Consider the following 16,748-nt stretch of genomic DNA (forward strand, 5'->3'; position numbering starts at 1 on the left):
CATGACTTTCGACAAGGCCAATGCGGCGCTGGACTCCGTCTATTCGGCCGAGACGCCGGAGGCGCTCGCCAAGGCCTATGCCGAATGGGCTGCGACCTATGACAGCGAGACCGCCTCGCTCGGTTATCTGCTGCCCTTCCTCATCACCGCCTGGGTGGCGCGGCATGTGCCGGCGGGCGAAGGCCCGCTGCTCGACGCCGGTTGCGGCACCGGCCTGTCCGGGCCGTCGCTCAAGGCCCTGGGCTATGGCGACATCGCCGGTCTCGACCTTTCCGACGACATGCTGAAGATCGCAGGCAGCCGCCAAGCCAACGGCAAGCCCGCCTACAGCGAGCTGAAAAAGGCAATGCTCGGCGACCCGCTGCCCTGGCCGGACGACCATTTCCGCGCCTTCTTCTCGACCGGCGTCTTTACGATCGGCCACGCGCCGGCCGAGGGCCTGCACGAACTGGTGCGCATCACGAAGAGCGGCGGCCACGCCATCTTCACCGTGCGCGACCAGGTCTTTGAGAGCGGTGGCTTCCAGGCGGTGTTCGACCAGCTCAGGCAGGCAAGGAGATGGCGGCCGGTCGAGGAAAGCCCGTGGTTCCGCTGCTATGCGATCGGCGACCCGGACGCGCTGGTGAAGACTTTCGTGTTCGAAGTGATGTGAGCGGGTAAACCTGGCGCCATTCCTCGCCCCCGCGAAAGCGGGGGAGAGGTGGCCCGGCGAAGCCGGGACGGAGCGGGGGCGACATTCGCGACGCCAAAACCCGGTGACGAACAGGGCGCGAGACTGAAGGCTCAAGGCGCCCACCGGCCCTAAACTCCGGACGCCGCGCAGGCCCCTCTCCGTCCCGGCTTCGCCGGGCCACCTCTCCCCACTTCGTGGGGCGAGGAACCAGGTTCTTGTCGCAATTGCCGAAAGGCCAAAACATTGCTATCTACCCGGCCATGGAAGAGCTTTTCGGCGATCCGGCCTATAAAGGTTTCGTGCTGCAGGACAGGAAGCGCCTGCCGTCGCGATTTGCCGCGCGCGTGTCCGGCGCCCTCACGAGCCGACTTAGCTGAGGCCGACTGATCCAGTCGCTTCGCCGGTCAGAAGCCCCGGCGCCAGCTTTTCCCATTCTCATATCGACGGATTTACGCACATGAGCGCACCGCGCACCCTCTACGACAAGATCTTCGACGACCATGTCGTCGACCGCCAGGATGACGGCACCTGCCTGCTCTATATCGACCGCCACCTCGTCCACGAGGTCACCAGCCCGCAGGCCTTCGAAGGCTTGCGCATGAGCGGCCGAAACGTTCGCCATCCTGAGAAGACGCTCGCCGTGGTCGACCACAACGTGCCGACCTCGCCCGAGCGCAAGTTCGGCATCAAGAACGAGGAAAGCCGCATCCAGGTCGAGGCGCTGGCCAAGAACGCCAAGGATTTCGGCATCGAATATTATTCGGAGAACGACGTCCGCCAGGGCATCGTCCACATCATCGGGCCGGAGCAGGGCTTCACGCTGCCCGGCATGACCATTGTCTGCGGCGATAGCCACACCTCGACGCACGGCGCGTTCGGCGCGCTGGCGCACGGCATCGGCACTTCGGAAGTCGAGCATGTGCTGGCGACGCAAACTTTGATCCAGCGCAAGGCCAAGAACATGCTGGTGCGCGTCGACGGCCAGCTTCCGGAAGGCGTCACCGCCAAGGATATTATCCTCGCCATCATCGGCGAGATCGGCACCGCCGGCGGCACCGGCTATGTCATCGAATATGCCGGCGAGGCGATCCGCTCGCTGTCGATGGAAGGCCGCATGACGATCTGCAACATGTCGATCGAGGGCGGTGCGCGCGCCGGCTTGATCGCGCCGGACGAGACCACCTTCGCCTATGTGAAGGACAAGCCGCGCGCGCCGAAGGGCGCCGCCTGGGACGCCGCGCTTGCTTACTGGAAGACCCTGCATTCCGACGAAGGTGCGCATTTCGATAAGGTGGTCGTGCTCGATGCGCAAAAACTGCCGCCGATCGTCTCCTGGGGCTCCTCGCCCGAGGATGTCGTGTCGGTACAGGGTTTCGTGCCGAATCCGGCCGACATCGCCGACGAGAACAAGCGTTCCTCGAAGCTGCGCGCGCTCGACTATATGGGGCTGACGCCCGGAACCAAGATCACCGACATCGCGCTCGACCGCGTCTTCATCGGCTCCTGCACCAATGGCCGCATCGAGGACCTGCGCGCCGCCGCCAAGGTGGTCGAGGGCAAGAAAGTCAATCCGCGCGTCAATGCCATGATCGTGCCGGGCTCCGGCCTGGTGAAGGAGCAGGCCGAAGCCGAAGGGCTCGACAAGATCTTCGTCGCCGCCGGTTTCGACTGGCGCGAGCCCGGCTGCTCGATGTGCCTTGCGATGAACGACGACCGGCTGAAGCCGCATGAGCGCTGCGCCTCGACCTCGAACCGCAATTTCGAGGGCCGGCAGGGTTTTAAGGGCCGCACCCATCTGGTCTCGCCGGCCATGGCGGCGGCGGCGGCGATCGCCGGCCATTTCGTCGATATTCGCGACTGGAAGTAACGGCCCGCTGCTGACGCGATCAAAGGCCCGGCGCACCGCGATCCGGGCCTTTTTTCGGTCAGCGGTCGCCGAGCCGGGTAATCTCGTGAAACTCCTCACGTCGGCCAGGCTCATCGGCGGCGACGATCAGCGCCAGTTTCTGCTCGTCGAAAATCTTGAACCACTCGTCCCATTCGACCAGTTCGTAGCCGCCGGCGTTGGGAGGCCGCTCCGGGCGGTCGTCGTCCTCATAGGCGTTCTGGCCAAAAACCAGGCGCAGCATGGGTTGCGTGCCGGCCTCGGGCGAAATGTCGACGATGGCCGGAAATCCGGCGCGCGCCGCTGCCCAGGAACGGATCGCATCGTGCTCGGTCAGGGTGATTGTACCGGCCATCGGAGTTCTCCTGTTTTGTTGAGAACGCTGCTGTTCCGGAGCTGTTCCGTGCCGTCGCTTAACCGCTTGTTTGTGCTTCCGGACTAGCATCTCCCTTTGGGTAACTTGGGGAAGTCACGGTCCGTTGGACACCGGTCTGCTCATAGCGCTGCTCAATCCGACGATAGCGCTGGCGCTCGGCGCTGCGTTCCTCGTGCTGTGGTTCTATCAGCGCCATCGTCCGTATCTGGCGGTGCTGGCGGCGAGCTACTGCCTGTCGGCGTCAGGTTTCCTGCTGCAATATTTCACGTTGCCGCTCGGCATCGTGGCGACCAAGCTGATCTCCAACATATGTTTCACAATAGCCGCCTGCTGCCTTTCCGGCGCGATCATCGCGCGCTACGGCCGGCGCGTGCCCTATTTCGGCATCGGCATCATGGCCGTCGGCGGGCTCGCCGCCTTCGCATGGTTCATGTTCGTCGAGCCGGATCTTACCTGGCGCGTGCTCAGCATGAATTTCGGCTTCGGCGGCCTGAGCCTGCTCGTCGCCGCCGAGCTCAGGACAGTGCGCAACAATGGGCCTGAGAAAATCCTGTTCACGCTGGCCCTGCTTTCCGCGCTGAACTTCACCGCCCGTACCCTGATCGTCGTCATCGCTCATGGACCGTTCCCAAGCTATGACGGCTTCTACGGCTCGTCCTACTGGACGACGGCGCTGCTCTCGCATGCGCTTCTCTCCCTCTTGATCGCGCTCTGCCTGTTCACCGCGGCCGCGCTCGATGTCATGAAGGCGCTCAAGGCCGAAACCCATACCGATCCGCTGTCCGGCCTCCTCAACCGCCGCGGCTTCGAGGAACGGGCGGGAGCTCTGCTCGATCAATGCGCCAAGGCCGGGTTTCCCGTCGCGCTGGTGCTTGCCGACCTCGATCACTTCAAAGCGCTCAATGACCAGCACGGACATGAGGCGGGCGACCGGGTGATTGCCGACTTCGCTGCCAAGCTGCGCTTTGCCACCGGCGCGCGCGGCGCTGCGGGCCGCATCGGCGGCGAGGAGTTCGCCGTGCTTCTGCCGCTCAGCGATCTCGCCGCGGCGCGCCTGTTCGCCGAAGCGATCCGCACCTTCTATTCGGCCGGAGCCGTTGACGGCCTGCCGCCCGGCACCAGGGTGACAGCGAGCTTCGGCGTCGCGGCCCGCAGCGGCGTGGAAGGGCTGGCGCCGCTGATGCGCCGCGCCGACGAGGCGCTTTACAAAGCCAAGAGGAATGGCCGCGACAGCGTCCGCCTTTCCTACGAGCGCCCCGAAACCGCCTTCGTGCCTGAAGCGGTGAGCGTCGGCTGAAATCGCAGGCTAACCCGTCCAGAGCAGCTGACCAGCCAACATCACTGTCCGAAGGCGTGCGGCGTTAACGTGTTTTTCGCCGGTCGATGGTTTTCTGCCTGGGCCGGCTTCGAAGGGAACATGGGCAGCGCTGATTTCATCCTGATGATCAATCTGCTCGTCGCCGGGCTGTTGGCGGCGGCCTTCGCGGCGATCGCCGTCCACGACGTCGGGCGTCTGTCGGCGCGCTGGCTGGCTTTCGGCTATTTGCTCGGGATGGCCTATTTCGCCATCGAGTTCAGCATCCCCGCTTTTGCCGATGCCCGGCTGCCGGTTGTCATGGCCTTCGCTGTCTTCCTCGGCGCAACCATCGCCTTCAACGGCGGGCTTGCCCACAAATATGGCGTGGCGCCGCCCTGGGCGCCGATGTTGGGCTTCCTGGCCGTGGCCTCGGCCGCCGTCTATCTGGTGCAGGACCTGCCGCGATACTCGCTCACCCGCATGTTGACCTATCAGCTTCCTTATGCGGCCATGCAGTTCACCGCTCTTGGCATCGTACTGTCCTCCAGGCAGCGGCTCGAGCGGCTCGATCACCTGCTGATGCTCGTGCTCGCGGCAAGCGCCCTGCAGTTCGCATCAAAGCCTTTGATCGCCGGCGCGCTGGGCGGCTGGGGCGCCAATCCGCAATCCTATGTGCAGACGGGTTATGCGCTCGTGTCGCAGTCGCTTGGCACCGTGTTCGGTCTGGCGCTGGCGCTGCTCGCGCTCGCCATCCTGGTGCGCGACGTGCTGGCCGAGGCGATGTCGAAATCGGAGACGGACACGCTGTCGCGGCTCCTCAACCGCGGCGGTTTCGAACGCCATGCCGAGCTGGCGTTGCGGGATGCGGTGCGCCGGGGCGTATCGCTGGCGCTGGTCATCGCCGACCTCGACCACTTCAAGAGGATCAACGACAGCTACGGCCATGCCTGCGGCGATCGCGTCATCGAGACCTTCGCAGGCTTGCTGCGCGAGGCAGCGGCCGAGCATCACGTCGCCGGCCGCATCGGCGGCGAGGAATTCGCCATCATCCTTCCCGGCACCAACCTTGCTGCCGCGCGATTGTTCGCGGAAGGCGCGCGCAGCGCCTTCGGCGGGCTGCCGATCGAGGGCCTGCCCGCCGATCACCGCTGCAGCGCCAGCTTCGGCGTCGCCGAGCTTAGTGTGGACGAGGATTTTTCAGGTCTGCTGCGGCGCGCCGACGAAGCGCTTTACGCGGCCAAAAATGGCGGCCGCGACTGCGTGCGCCTTTCGGTCGGGACCGCGCGCCGGCAGTTCCCGGCGGCGGTCAGCGGCAGGGGCTGAGGTTGGGCATCTCGCCGTCGGAGAGCCCGTACATATAAGAGCGGCCCTTGATGAAGACCGGCGGCTGGTAGCAGCCCGGGGCGCCGGCAGCGTCGGAATCGTAGCTGACGTCGGGCTGGCCGGCGCCGGTGAAGTTCGAGAGCTGCTTGGCGTGCCTGCCCTCGCCGACGATGATGCGCTTGTAGCCGGCGGCGCTGTCGATGACGAGGTTGCCGAAGGAATCGGCATAGACGCGGTCGTGATGGCGCAAGCCGGCTTCGGCCGGCGCAGCAATTGCAGTGGCGAGTGCCGTCAGCGTAACGGCCGCCAGGCTTGCCCGCACTGAATTCCAACGCATGTCGCTCTCCCTTGGACGGTGCGACCCTCGGGATCGCCCTGCAAACGTCGTGCGAATCGGAAATTAACCTTTTCTTAACCTTTGTTAAGTGGGCAGACGGGCATCAGGACCGGAACTTAATGAACATGGTTAATTTCGGCGCCTTGGCTCCGCCTGTCGCGCCGCCCGTCCCGGCCCAGCTGACCCAGGCGAACTTGATCTTGGCACATTGCGTGGCTAGCGTGCCGCGCACGAAAGGGGCAGCACATGACGTTTGGCCGCGCGATTTGGGTGTCGCTCGCTGTTCCGCTGCTTCTTGCGGTTACCGCCTGCGTGCCGCAGGACGGCGTGCCGAAGGCGGCGAATACGGCATCGCCAGCAGTCTCGCCCATTCCAACCAGCCAACCCGTCGCTCCCGCGGCCGGAGCTGCCGCAACGCCCAAGACACCCGCAGCAGCTGCGCCACCTGCAACCAAAATCACCACCGACTTGACCATGCCGCGAGCCGGCGTCGGAACGGCCACCTACAGATGCGGCAATGGCGGCATGATCACCATCCAAAATCTCGGCTCGTCGCTGCGTGTGCTCGGGCCGGATGGCTCGGCCCAAGTGTTTCCAGCGTCGCCCGCCAATCAGACCAGCCGCTACCAGGAAGCGGCAACGCATGACGCAATCGTGATCGACGGTCGCGAGGCGCTGGTCATGAAGAAGGGGTCCACGCCGCAGAGCTGCAAAAGATGACGTATCTTATTGCACTGCAGCGACGTTGCGCCGGCTGCAGATCGACCGCTAATCGATTGAAGCAGAATTTCCCCGTTTTGTCAGACTAAATGACGTTTCCAAAACGATTTTCCGGCTTTGACGCGGTGCAAAAAGCGCATTAGAAACCCGCTATCCGAGGCCCTATGTCGAGGCGGCAAAAGCCGCATCCTTCACGGCTCAGGAACGCCGATCTGGGGGAGCCATGAGCAAATCACCAGCCACCCGCGCAGTCGCCAGACGTGAACGGCCGCTCTCGCCGCACCTGACCATCTATCGGCCGCCGATCACGATGACGATGTCGATCATCCATCGCATCACCGGCGGCGCCCTCTATTTCGGCACGCTCCTGGTGGCGGCTTGGCTGATCGCTGCGTCGAGTTCGCAGGCCGCGTTCGACTGGGTCAACTGGGCCTTCGGCTCCTGGCTCGGCCGGCTGGTCCTGTTAGGTTACACCTGGGCGCTGATGCACCACATGCTGGGCGGCCTGCGCCATCTCGTCTGGGACACCGGCGCCGGGCTCGAAAAAAACACCGCCTCGAAGATCGCATGGGCAACGCTCGCCGGCTCGATCGTGCTGACGCTGCTGATCTGGATCGCGGGCTACATTGCGCGGGGAGCACTCTGATGACCGCAAAAAATTCGGACATGCGCACGCCGCTCGGCAAGGTTCGCGGCCTTGGTTCGGCGCGTGAGGGTACAGGCCATTTCTGGCGCCAGCGGTTGACGGCGGTGGCCAACATCCCGCTCATCCTGTTCTTCGTCGGCTTCCTGATCGCCCTCAACGGCCACGGCTATACGGAAGTGCGGGCATCGCTCGCGAACCCCTTCGTGGCGCTGGTGTTATCGCTGGTGCTGATTTCCGCGCTCTACCACATGCGGATCGGCATGCAGGTCATCATCGAGGACTATGTGCATGGCGAGGCCATGAAGCTGGCGCTGATCGCCCTCAACACGTTCTTCTCAATTGCAGTCGGCGTCGCCTCGCTCTTCGCTCTGCTCAAACTCGCATTCGGAGGCTGACGTCTTGGCCAGCGCAAATACAGCCAGCACGGCTTCGGCCTACACCTTTGTCGATCACAAATTCGATGTGGTGATCGTCGGCGCCGGCGGCGCCGGGTTGCGCGCCACGCTCGGCATGGCCGAGCAGGGGCTGCGCACCGCCTGCATCACCAAGGTATTCCCGACGCGCTCGCACACGGTCGCGGCGCAAGGCGGCATCGCCGCGTCGCTCTCCAACATGGGCCCGGATTCCTGGCAGTGGCACATGTATGACACCGTCAAGGGTTCGGACTGGCTCGGCGATGTCGACGCCATGGAATACATGGTGCGCGAGGCGCCGGCCGCCGTCTACGAGCTCGAGCACTACGGCGTGCCGTTCTCGCGTACCGAAGAGGGCAAGATCTATCAGCGGCCGTTCGGCGGCCACATGATGAACTATGGCGACGGCCCGCCGGTTCAGCGCACCTGCGCCGCCGCCGACCGCACCGGCCACGCCATCCTGCATACGCTTTACGGCCAGTCGCTGAAGAACAACGCGCAGTTCTTCATCGAGTATTTCGCGCTCGACCTGATCATGGAGCCGGACGGCACGTGCACCGGCGTGGTGGCGTGGAATCTCGACGACGGCACCATCCACCGCTTCTCGGCCAAGATGGTGGTGCTGGCGACCGGCGGCTATGGTCGCGCCTATTTCTCCGCCACTTCGGCGCATACCTGCACCGGCGACGGCGGCGGCATGGCCGCGCGGGCCGGGCTGCCGCTGCAGGACATGGAATTCGTGCAGTTCCATCCGACCGGCATCTATGGCGCCGGCTGCCTGATCACCGAAGGCGCGCGCGGCGAGGGCGGCTATCTCGTCAATTCCGAAGGTGAGCGCTTCATGGAGCGCTACGCGCCGTCGGCCAAGGACCTCGCCTCGCGCGACGTGGTCTCGCGCTGCATGACGCTGGAGATCCGCGAAGGCCGCGGCGTCGGCAAGAACAAGGACCACATCTTCCTGCATCTCGACCATCTCGATCCGGCAGTGCTGCACGAGCGGCTGCCGGGCATCTCGGAATCAGCCAAGATCTTCGCCGGCGTCGACCTGACCAAGGAGCCGATCCCGGTGCTGCCGACCGTCCATTACAATATGGGCGGCGTGCCGACCAATTATTGGGGCGAGGCGCTCAACCCGACCTTCGACAACCCGGACCGGGTGTCGCCTGGCCTGATGGCGGTGGGCGAGGCTGGCTGCGCCTCGGTGCACGGCGCCAATCGGCTCGGCTCCAACTCGCTGATCGATCTCGTCGTGTTCGGCCGCGCAGCCGCAATCCGCGCCGGCCAGGTTATCGATCGCAAGTCGTCGATTGCTTCGCCCAATCAGGAATCGGTCGACAAGATCATGGACCGGTTCGACAAGCTCCGCCACGCCAGCGGCTCGACACCGACCGCGGCGCTGCGCGAAAAGATGCAGCGGGCGATGCAGGAAGACGCGGCGGTGTTCCGCACGCAGGAATCGCTGGAAAACGGCTGCAAACGCGTCTCGCAGATCTGGAGCGAGCTCAAGGACGTCAAGGTCTTCGACCGCTCGATGATTTGGAACTCGGATTTGGTCGAGACGCTGGAGCTCGAAAACCTGATGGTCAACGCCATCGCCACGGTCTACGGCGCCGAAGCGCGCAAGGAGAGCCGCGGCGCGCACGCGCGGGAAGATTTCTCGGCGCGCGACGACGCCAGCTGGCGCAAGCACACGCTGGCCCATGTCAGCGAGGACGGCAAGGTGACGCTCAGCTATCGACCAGTGCACACCGAACCGTTGCTGGCGGAAAAGGATGGCGGCATCAGCCTGGCCAAGATCGCGCCAAAGGCCAGGGTCTACTGACCATGGCATTGGCGGCCGCGGGATATTCCGGCACGCCCCTTCCGGCCAAGCTCGGCCTGAAGGACGGCATGGTCGCCGCCTTCATCGCCCTGCCGCCGGAGCTCGACGAGTTGGCTGGGGCCGTCGCGTTTGCCGGGGTCGATCGGCTGCCCAGGTGGTCGGCGATCTCCGGCAACCGGAAATACGATGCCGTGCACGCCTTCACCCGGCAGCGCGCCGAGATCGAGGACGGCCTTGCCGGCATCGAGACGGCGATCAAGCGCGACGGAATGGTCTGGGTCTCCTGGCCGAAGAAAGCTTCGAAAGTGCCGACCGACGTCACCGAGGACGTCATCCGCGCCGAGGCGCTCAAGCGGGACCTTGTCGACGTCAAGGTCGCCGCCGTGAACGAAATCTGGTCCGGGCTGAAGCTCGTCATCCGAAAGGACCGCAGGTAATGGTCGAACTCACGCTTCCGAAGAATTCCAAAGTCCAGCAGGGCAAGATCTGGCCGAAGCCGGATGGCGGAACCAATCTGCGCGAATACCGCATCTACCGCTGGTCGCCGGACGATGACGAGAACCCGCGCATGGACACCTATTTCGTCGACATGGACGATTGCGGGCCGATGGTGCTCGACGCGCTGTTGTGGATCAAGAACAAGATCGACCCGACGCTGACGCTGCGCCGCTCCTGCCGCGAAGGCATTTGCGGGTCCTGCGCCATGAACATCGACGGCTCGAACACGCTCGCCTGCACCAAGGGCGCCGAAGACATTTCCGGCGCGGTGAAGATCTATCCGCTGCCGCATATGCCGGTGATCAAGGACCTGGTGCCCGACCTCACCAATTTCTACGCCCAGCACGCCTCGATCGAGCCGTGGCTGAAGACGGTTTCGCCGACGCCCGCCAAGGAATGGCTGCAAAGCCATGAGGACCGCGAGAAGCTCGACGGGCTCTACGAATGCATCCTGTGCGCCTGCTGCTCGACCTCGTGCCCGAGCTACTGGTGGAACGGCGAGCGCTATCTCGGCCCGGCAACGCTGCTGCAGGCCTATCGCTGGCTGATCGACAGTCGCGACGAGGCGACCGGCGAGCGGCTCGACAATCTCGAGGATCCGTTCCGGCTCTATCGCTGCCACACCATCATGAACTGCGCGCAGACCTGCCCGAAGGGGCTGAACCCGGCGAAGGCGATCGCGGAAATCAAGAAGATGATGGTGGAGAGAAGGGTTTAGGGTTCGCGGTTTCGTGGCGATCTCGAACGCCGCGTTCCGTCACACCCCCCTCTGTCCTGCCGGACATCTCCCCCGCAAGGGGGGAGATTGGCTGTCATTCCCGCTTTCGCTAGTCTTAAACGTCGTAAGAATGGACGAACGCATAAGCTGCTGATCTCCCCCCTTGCGGGGGAGATGGCCAGCAGGCCAGAGGGGGGGTGCTGTCCCTCCAGCTTCAAAGGATAGCCACCCCAATGAGCGAAGACCTTCCAATCCTCTCTTCCATCGAAGCCCGCGTGCTCGGCTCACTGATCGAGAAAAAGGAGCTGACGCCGGACGTTTATCCGCTGACGCTGAACGGTGCGCATGCCGCCGCCAACCAGAAGACGGCGCGCGAGCCGGTGATGGCGCTGGAGCTGACCGAGGTCAGGCGGGCGCTCAGCTCGCTCGAACAGAAGCGTCTGGTGCGCCAGGCTTTTGCTTCGCGCGTCGAGCGCTACGAGCATCTGATGGCGCAGCGCTTTTCTCTGACCACGCCGCAGATCGCGGTGATCGGCCTCTTGCTTCTGCGCGGCGCGCAGACGGCGCATGAGCTGCTCGCCCGTTCGGAGCGCATGGCGCGCTTCGGGTCGATCGAAGAGCTTCGCGACAATCTCGACCTCATGATCGGCCGCCGTCCGCCGCTCGTGGAACTGCTCGAACGCGCCCCGGGCCAGCGCGAGGAGCGCTATGTGCATTTGCTGAGCGGGCCGGTGGAGGTGTCGGCAGTGGCGGCGCCGTGGCAGCCGCCGGCGACATCTTCGGATTTCGATCTCGAGGCCCGCGTGAAGGCGCTGGAGGAAGAGGTCGCGGCGCTGCGGGCGAAGATCGAAGCGCTGGGCGGGTAATAGCCCGCTTCAGCCTTCGCTTCGAATCATCGCCGAAGTTTGCGCTGCCCCTCATTGCCCTGCCGGGCATTTCTCCCCGTATAGTGACGGGGAGAAAGAAGCTGGGCGCACCCTCGGCGCCATTCTTGCAAAGATGAGGATTGGCGAAATCACCGACGAGAGCGTCCCTCTCCCCGTCACTATACGGGGAGAGGATGCCGGCAGGCAGGTGAGGGGCGGCGCCAACCCTTATCGTGAGCAGCCCTGCAAAGCGGCGTCGGCTTTCACCCCAGCCTGGCGTCCAACGACACCTTGATGGCGCCGAGCGCCTTTGAGACCGGGCACTCGGCCTTGGCCTTCTCGGCCAGCTCCTGGAACTTTGCCGCGTCGATGCCCGGCACTTTGCCGACCACCGTCAGAGCGCTGCCGGTGATGCCGGTGCCGGGCACCAGCGTGACCACCGCCTTGGCGTCGAGCTGATCGGCGGGCGTGCCGTTCTCGGCCAGGAAATGCGAGAACTGCATGGCGTAGCAGCCGGCATGGGCGGCGGCGATCAACTCTTCCGGATTGGTGCCGGATTTGCCGCTCTCATCCTCGAAGCGCGCACTGAACGAATAGGGTATGCCCTTCAGGGTCCCGCTCTGCGTGTCCAGCGTGCCCTTGCCCTCTTTCAGATTGCCTTTCCAGACGGCGTTTGCGGTGCGGTCCATGAAGTCCTCCTGGCTTGTCGGGGTTCGCGCCGGCGGGCGCCGGCGTTCCCCTGAACTATAGCGCGAGCGCGCCGGAAGACCATGGCGCGATTGCGCCCGCGAAGTCGGCGCCCGCGAAAAAATTCTCAAAAAAAGCGCCTGCAAAAATGTCGACTTCCCGGCGGCCGGACCGTCCTGCGGGCGGCCACGAAGTTAGGGGCCGAAGGAGGTTGAGATGGACAATCTGTTTTTCGCACTTTGGAGGCGTCCCGGCCGAAGGGTGCAACGACCGGAAGACTTCTGGCTGGATCCGCCGCCCTCCGGCCTCGGCCGGCTGGTGGCGGCCGTGGCCATAATCGGGATGGCGGCATGCCTGCTCGATCATGCGGCCGTCAGAAGCAAGGCTGACAGCAACGCCGTCGCCTCCTATGGTTCATCACAGGAAGGGAACTGACAATGAAATATGTCCTGCTGGTCTACGGCGAGGAAAAGGACCTCTTCGCGCTCACGCCGGAAAGATCCGCCAAGCTCGACGCCGACTCGCTCGCCTACGACAGGGAACTCGATCGACGAGGCAAGCTGATCATCGCGCAGGCGCTGCAGCCGGTGAAGATGTCGAAATCGCTCAGGCGGCGCAAGGGCAAGCGGCTGGTCACCGACGGGCCGTTCGCCGAGACGAAAGAACAGCTGCTCGGCTTCGTCATGGTCGAGGCCGCTGATCTCGACGAGGCGATGGCGATCGCAGACGGCATTCCGCTGGCCGAGCTCGGCACCGTCGAGGTCAGGGCGGTCTACGACATACCGGGGTCATGATCGAGAGCTATTAGCGGTTTGTTCATCGCCGCAATTGTCGCGAGTTGAAGCGATGCTGTACTTCTTCTATCGTTGCGTGGATTTCGGGGGGAATTCAGCATGCCTTTTCTGCTCGCGATGCTTGGCCTGCTCGGCGCAGCGGCCATCTGGTGGTACCGGCTGAAGGCGATGAACGAGGCGGCCAGCGAGGTCGCCGACGTTATCGGCCGCGTGCAGGGCAATATCCGCCGCAAGAAGCTGCGCAAACAGGCGGCACTTTCGCCGCTGACGGCGATCGACGATCCGGTCGTGGCCGCCGCGACGCTGATCACCGCGATCGTTGCGGAACATGGCCCCATCCTGCCGCAGCGCGAGGCCGTCATCCGCGAGGTGATCGCGCAGATTGCCGGCAATCCTAAGAAGACCGACGTGGCCGTCGTCTACGCCAAATGGGCAGCCTCGCAGATCGACGATACCACGATCGTCATCGACAAGCTGGCGCCGTTGTTGCGCGAGCGCCTCGACCCGCACGAAAGGGACGATCTGCTCAGCATGCTGAACCGGGTGGCACAGGGCGGCGAGCAACGCCTGCGGATCGCCGACCAGCGGATTTTGCGGTTGCGGCAGAAGCTCGGCTTCGAGGTCAATTGAAGCCTGCGGGCAGTCAGCTTCGGATATTAAACCAATCTCGGGCGTCTGTGCCGCCCCTCACCTGCCTGCCGGCATCCTCTCCCCGTGTAGTGACGGGGAGAGGGGCGCTCTCGTCGGCGGTTTCGCCGACGTTGCGCCGATTGGCGTCTTCGATCACTTCGCGTCCGTTCTGGACCCTCCTGAACCTCTGCACTCCTCCCAGATCAGATCGCCTCGCCCTTCAACAGCCGCGGCGTGTCGCCTGACAGGCCCGAGGCCTGGCGGATAAAGAAGTCCTTGAGCTTCGGCATGCGCTCGACGAGGCCGAGGCCAATGTCGCGCACGGCGCGCAGCGGGCCGATGTCGTTTGAAAACAGACGGTTCAGCACGTCGGTGGTGACGCCCATCTGCAACGTGTCGAAGCGGCGCCATTGCTGGTAGCGCTCGAGCACGTCGAGCGCGCCGATGTCCTGGCCGAGCCGGTCGGCCTCGACCACCACTTCGGCAAGTGCTGCGACATCCTTGAAGCCGAGATTGAGGCCCTGACCGGCGATCGGATGGATGCCGTGCGCGGCATCGCCGGCGAGCGCGATGCGCGGCACGACGAAGGCGCGGGCAAGGATAAGGCCGAGCGGCCAGGCGCGCGGCTTGTCGGCGACGCGGATCTCGCCGAGCTTCAGCCCAAAGCGCTGCTCCAGCTCATGCTCGAAGACGAACTCGTCGCCCTCGACCAGCCTCTGCGCGTCTTCCGTGCGCTCGACCCAGACGATCGAGGAGCGATTGGTGCCGTCCTCTTCGGGCTTCAGCGGCAAGGTGGCGAAGGGGCCGGCGGGCAAAAAATGTTCCTCGGCGCGGCCATTGTGCGGGCGCTCATGGGCGACCGTGCAGACGATGCCGGACTGGCCGTATTCCCATTTCACCGTCTTGATGCCGGCCATGTCGCGCAGCTTCGAATTGACGCCGTCGGCGGCGACGAGCAGGCAGGCCTTGAGCGCGGCGCCATCGGCCAGATGCACGGTGATGCCGGCGCCGTTCGTGTCGAAGGCGCTGACGGCCATGCCTTCGATGATGTCGATGCCGAGTTTTTCGGCGCGGCGGCGCAGCGCGCCGTTGAGAACCCGGTTGGCCACCATATGGGCGAAGGGTTCGCCGGGCGCCACCTCGCCGTCGAAAGTCAAGAACACCGGACGCACCGGATCGGCGGCGCGCGAATCGGTGATGATCATCTCGGTGATCGCCTGCGCTTCCGGCGCGATCTCGTCCCAGACGCCGAGCTGCTCCAGCATGCGGCAGGCCGCGGCGGCGATCGCCGAGGCGCGGCCGTCCTTTTGCCAGAGCCCGGCAGGTGCCGCATCGACAATGGCGACAGCAAGGCTCGGTCGCGCCTGCTTCAGCGACACGGCCGCGGCAAGGCCGACATAGCCGGCGCCCGCCACCAGCACGTCCACCGAGGTTTTGTCCGCTGCATCCGCCTTGCGGTCGACCATGGCACTTTCCTTTCGCGACCTACGGCCGCCGCGGCGGCCGTTGCAGCTTGACTGCCCGGCTCTCCTGCCCGAAACCGGCCATGACACATCTTTGAAGGACGTTGAACATGACGGTGGCCATGGACGAGCTTCTCGACATTCTCGACCTCGAGCAGCTCGAACACAACCTGTATCGTGGTCGCAGCCCCAAGCTCGACTGGCAGCGCGTGTTCGGCGGCCAGACGATCGCCCAGGCGCTGGTCGCCGCCCAGCGTACGGTCGAGCCGGCGCGCCATGTGCATTCGCTGCACGGCTATTTCATGCGGCCCGGCGACACCAAGGTCCCGATCGTCTATGAGGTCGACCGCATCCGCGACGGCGGCTCTTTCACCACGCGCCGGGTGGTGGCGATCCAGCATGGGCAGGCGATCTTCTCGCTGGAAGCCTCGTTCCAGCAGGACGAGGTCGGCCTGGAGCATCAGCTGCCGATGCCGCGCAACGTGCCGGCGCCCGACACCCTTTTGTCGCAGCGCGAGCTGCTCGGCAAGTTCGGCGAGGCGGTGCCGGAAGGCATCAGACGCTACTGGGAGCGCGACCGGCCGATCGAGATGAAGCCGGTGATGCTCAAGCACTATACCAGCCGCGAGAAGCTGGAGCCGGAGCAGAATATCTGGATCCGCACCACGGGCCCGGTGCCGGAAGACCGCGCCACGCAGGCGGCGGTGCTTGCCTATCTCTCGGACATGACGCTGCTCGACACCTCGACCTTCGCGCATGGCCGCGCCATCTTCGATCGCGACATCCAGGCGGCCAGCCTCGACCATGCCATGTGGTTCCACCGTAGTCATTCGCTGGACGACTGGATCCTCTACACGCAGGACAGCCCCTCCACGCAAGGCTCGCGCGGTTTCACCCGCGGATCGCTGTTCGCGCGCGACGGAACGCTGATCGCCTCGGTCGCGCAGGAAGGCCTGATCCGGCTGAAACGCTAAGCCGGCTTCGAGGCAGGCCTAGAAAGCAGGCATTTTCCAAATTTTGCCCATTTTTTAATCACGAGCCATTTCGCCGCTGCGCATGTTTGTTGTGCAAGGGCTGCTGATCACCTTTGTTTACAACAGGTTAATGCCCTGCTTCGGCAATTGGCACGGAGCTTGAATCCTGTTGTGCACTCTCCGGCTCTCCTCGGGATCGGTGAAGGTGTGCAAACGCGGGGGACCGCAACAGCAAAGGGTGAAACCTTATGAAAATCGTGATGGCAATCATCAAGCCGTTCAAGCTCGACGAGGTGCGCGAAGCGCTCACCGCCGTCGGCATCCAGGGCCTGACCGTCACCGAAGTCAAAGGCTACGGGCGTCAGAAAGGACATACGGAAATCTATCGCGGCGCGGAATACGCCGTGAGCTTCCTGCCCAAAATCAAGATCGAGGTCGCCGTCGGCGCCGACATGGTCGACAAGGCCGTCGAAGCCATCAGTTCCGCCGCCAAGACCGGCCAGATCGGCGACGGCAAGATCTTCGTCTTCGGCATCGACCAGGCGGTGCGTATCCGCACCGGCGAAACAGACACCGACGCGCTCTAAGCGGCGACCAGCCATTCCAACGGAGAGTTCAATGAATAT

21 protein-coding genes are annotated in these 16,748 nt (G+C 64.5%); 17 read left to right on the plus strand and 4 right to left on the minus strand.

What is annotated here, in order from left to right; all coding sequences use genetic code 11:
- Window position 1 precedes the first annotated feature (1 nt).
- The 3 genes from CK220_RS00895 (at window position 2) to leuC (ending at window position 2,540) form a co-directional block, all read left to right on the plus strand.
- The gene (locus CK220_RS00895) at window positions 2-652 is read left to right on the plus strand and encodes a class I SAM-dependent methyltransferase (protein ID WP_095809760.1); all 651 of its coding nucleotides are present in this window, start codon (window positions 2-4) and stop codon (window positions 650-652) included.
- Window positions 653-888: 236 nt separating this feature from the next.
- Window positions 889-1,050 (plus strand): hypothetical protein, encoded by a 162-nt coding sequence (locus CK220_RS00900; RefSeq protein WP_176478951.1) that lies wholly within the window; start codon window positions 889-891, stop codon window positions 1,048-1,050.
- A gap of 80 nt (window positions 1,051-1,130) precedes the next feature.
- Window positions 1,131-2,540 carry a 3-isopropylmalate dehydratase large subunit gene (gene leuC, locus CK220_RS00905; protein ID WP_095809762.1) on the plus strand — a complete coding sequence of 470 codons (1,410 nt, stop codon included), beginning with the start codon at window positions 1,131-1,133 and terminating at the stop codon, window positions 2,538-2,540.
- A gap of 58 nt (window positions 2,541-2,598) precedes the next feature.
- Here leuC and CK220_RS00910 read toward each other — a convergent pair whose 3' ends face one another.
- Window positions 2,599-2,913: a hypothetical protein gene (locus tag CK220_RS00910; RefSeq protein ID WP_095809763.1), complete on the minus strand. Its 315-nt coding sequence runs from the start codon at window positions 2,911-2,913 to the stop codon at window positions 2,599-2,601.
- A gap of 124 nt (window positions 2,914-3,037) precedes the next feature.
- Between CK220_RS00910 and CK220_RS00915 the strand changes: the two genes are divergently transcribed.
- A complete protein-coding gene (locus CK220_RS00915) occupies window positions 3,038-4,231 on the plus strand; it encodes a diguanylate cyclase (RefSeq protein WP_095809764.1) in 1,194 nt (397 codons plus the stop codon).
- 120 nt (window positions 4,232-4,351) lie between these two features.
- On the plus strand, window positions 4,352-5,554 hold the full coding sequence (locus CK220_RS00920) for a GGDEF domain-containing protein (protein ID WP_095809765.1): 1,203 nt from the start codon (window positions 4,352-4,354) through the stop codon (window positions 5,552-5,554).
- Here CK220_RS00920 and CK220_RS00925 read toward each other — a convergent pair.
- Window positions 5,538-5,891 carry a hypothetical protein gene (locus CK220_RS00925; protein WP_095809766.1) on the minus strand — a complete coding sequence of 118 codons (354 nt, stop codon included), beginning with the start codon at window positions 5,889-5,891 and terminating at the stop codon, window positions 5,538-5,540. The genes CK220_RS00920 and CK220_RS00925 overlap by 17 nt on opposite strands.
- A gap of 246 nt (window positions 5,892-6,137) precedes the next feature.
- On the opposite strand from CK220_RS00925, the gene CK220_RS00930 reads away from it, so the two are divergent.
- The 7 genes from CK220_RS00930 to CK220_RS00965 all read left to right on the plus strand — a co-directional run bounded on the left by CK220_RS00930 (window position 6,138) and on the right by CK220_RS00965 (window position 11,574).
- Window positions 6,138-6,611, plus strand: coding sequence for a hypothetical protein (locus tag CK220_RS00930; protein ID WP_095809767.1), 474 nt, complete (start codon window positions 6,138-6,140; stop codon window positions 6,609-6,611).
- Window positions 6,612-6,834: 223 nt separating this feature from the next.
- Entirely contained in the window at window positions 6,835-7,257 is a 423-nt protein-coding gene (gene sdhC, locus CK220_RS00935; protein WP_095809768.1) for a succinate dehydrogenase, cytochrome b556 subunit, read from the plus strand.
- Entirely contained in the window at window positions 7,257-7,652 is a 396-nt protein-coding gene (gene sdhD / locus CK220_RS00940) for a succinate dehydrogenase, hydrophobic membrane anchor protein (RefSeq protein WP_095809769.1), read from the plus strand. Before sdhC ends, sdhD begins: the two co-directional genes overlap by 1 nt.
- A gap of 4 nt (window positions 7,653-7,656) precedes the next feature.
- Window positions 7,657-9,492, plus strand: a complete 1,836-nt coding sequence (gene sdhA / locus CK220_RS00945; RefSeq protein ID WP_095809770.1) for a succinate dehydrogenase flavoprotein subunit — start codon at window positions 7,657-7,659, stop codon at window positions 9,490-9,492.
- Between the two features lie 2 nt (window positions 9,493-9,494).
- Complete coding sequence (locus tag CK220_RS00950) at window positions 9,495-9,929, plus strand: DUF3052 family protein (RefSeq protein WP_095809771.1); 435 nt, start codon at window positions 9,495-9,497, stop codon at window positions 9,927-9,929.
- Window positions 9,929-10,708: a succinate dehydrogenase iron-sulfur subunit gene (locus CK220_RS00955; protein WP_095809772.1), complete on the plus strand. Its 780-nt coding sequence runs from the start codon at window positions 9,929-9,931 to the stop codon at window positions 10,706-10,708. Before CK220_RS00950 ends, CK220_RS00955 begins: the two co-directional genes overlap by 1 nt.
- 233 nt (window positions 10,709-10,941) lie before the next feature.
- Entirely contained in the window at window positions 10,942-11,574 is a 633-nt protein-coding gene (locus CK220_RS00965) for a DUF480 domain-containing protein (RefSeq protein WP_095809774.1), read from the plus strand.
- Between the two features lie 263 nt (window positions 11,575-11,837).
- Here CK220_RS00965 and CK220_RS00975 read toward each other — a convergent pair whose 3' ends face one another.
- A complete protein-coding gene (locus CK220_RS00975; protein ID WP_095810238.1) occupies window positions 11,838-12,263 on the minus strand; it encodes an OsmC family protein in 426 nt (141 codons plus the stop codon).
- Between the two features lie 214 nt (window positions 12,264-12,477).
- Between CK220_RS00975 and CK220_RS00980 the strand changes: the two genes are divergently transcribed.
- The 3 genes from CK220_RS00980 to CK220_RS00990 all read left to right on the plus strand — a co-directional run bounded on the left by CK220_RS00980 (window position 12,478) and on the right by CK220_RS00990 (window position 13,685).
- Window positions 12,478-12,696, plus strand: a complete 219-nt coding sequence (locus tag CK220_RS00980) for a hypothetical protein (RefSeq protein WP_095809775.1) — start codon at window positions 12,478-12,480, stop codon at window positions 12,694-12,696.
- A 2-nt stretch (window positions 12,697-12,698) separates the two neighbouring features.
- Window positions 12,699-13,055: a YciI family protein gene (locus CK220_RS00985; RefSeq protein ID WP_095809776.1), complete on the plus strand. Its 357-nt coding sequence runs from the start codon at window positions 12,699-12,701 to the stop codon at window positions 13,053-13,055.
- 99 nt (window positions 13,056-13,154) lie between these two features.
- Window positions 13,155-13,685, plus strand: coding sequence for a hypothetical protein (locus CK220_RS00990; RefSeq protein WP_095809777.1), 531 nt, complete (start codon window positions 13,155-13,157; stop codon window positions 13,683-13,685).
- A gap of 203 nt (window positions 13,686-13,888) precedes the next feature.
- On the opposite strand, the gene CK220_RS00995 is transcribed toward CK220_RS00990, so the two are convergent.
- Window positions 13,889-15,151, minus strand: a complete 1,263-nt coding sequence (locus CK220_RS00995; protein ID WP_095809778.1) for a ubiquinone biosynthesis hydroxylase — start codon at window positions 15,149-15,151, stop codon at window positions 13,889-13,891.
- Window positions 15,152-15,258: 107 nt separating this feature from the next.
- Here CK220_RS00995 and tesB point away from each other — a divergent pair, with 107 nt between their 5' ends.
- Together tesB and CK220_RS01005 are read left to right on the plus strand one after the other, a co-directional pair.
- On the plus strand, window positions 15,259-16,122 hold the full coding sequence (gene tesB / locus CK220_RS01000; protein WP_095809779.1) for an acyl-CoA thioesterase II: 864 nt from the start codon (window positions 15,259-15,261) through the stop codon (window positions 16,120-16,122).
- A gap of 248 nt (window positions 16,123-16,370) precedes the next feature.
- Window positions 16,371-16,709, plus strand: coding sequence for a P-II family nitrogen regulator (locus tag CK220_RS01005; protein ID WP_066998360.1), 339 nt, complete (start codon window positions 16,371-16,373; stop codon window positions 16,707-16,709).
- Window positions 16,710-16,748: the final 39 nt, after the last annotated feature.

The organism is Mesorhizobium sp. WSM3860 (genome assembly GCF_002294995.1).
In the GTDB taxonomy this organism is placed as follows: Bacteria; Pseudomonadota; Alphaproteobacteria; order Rhizobiales; family Rhizobiaceae; genus Mesorhizobium.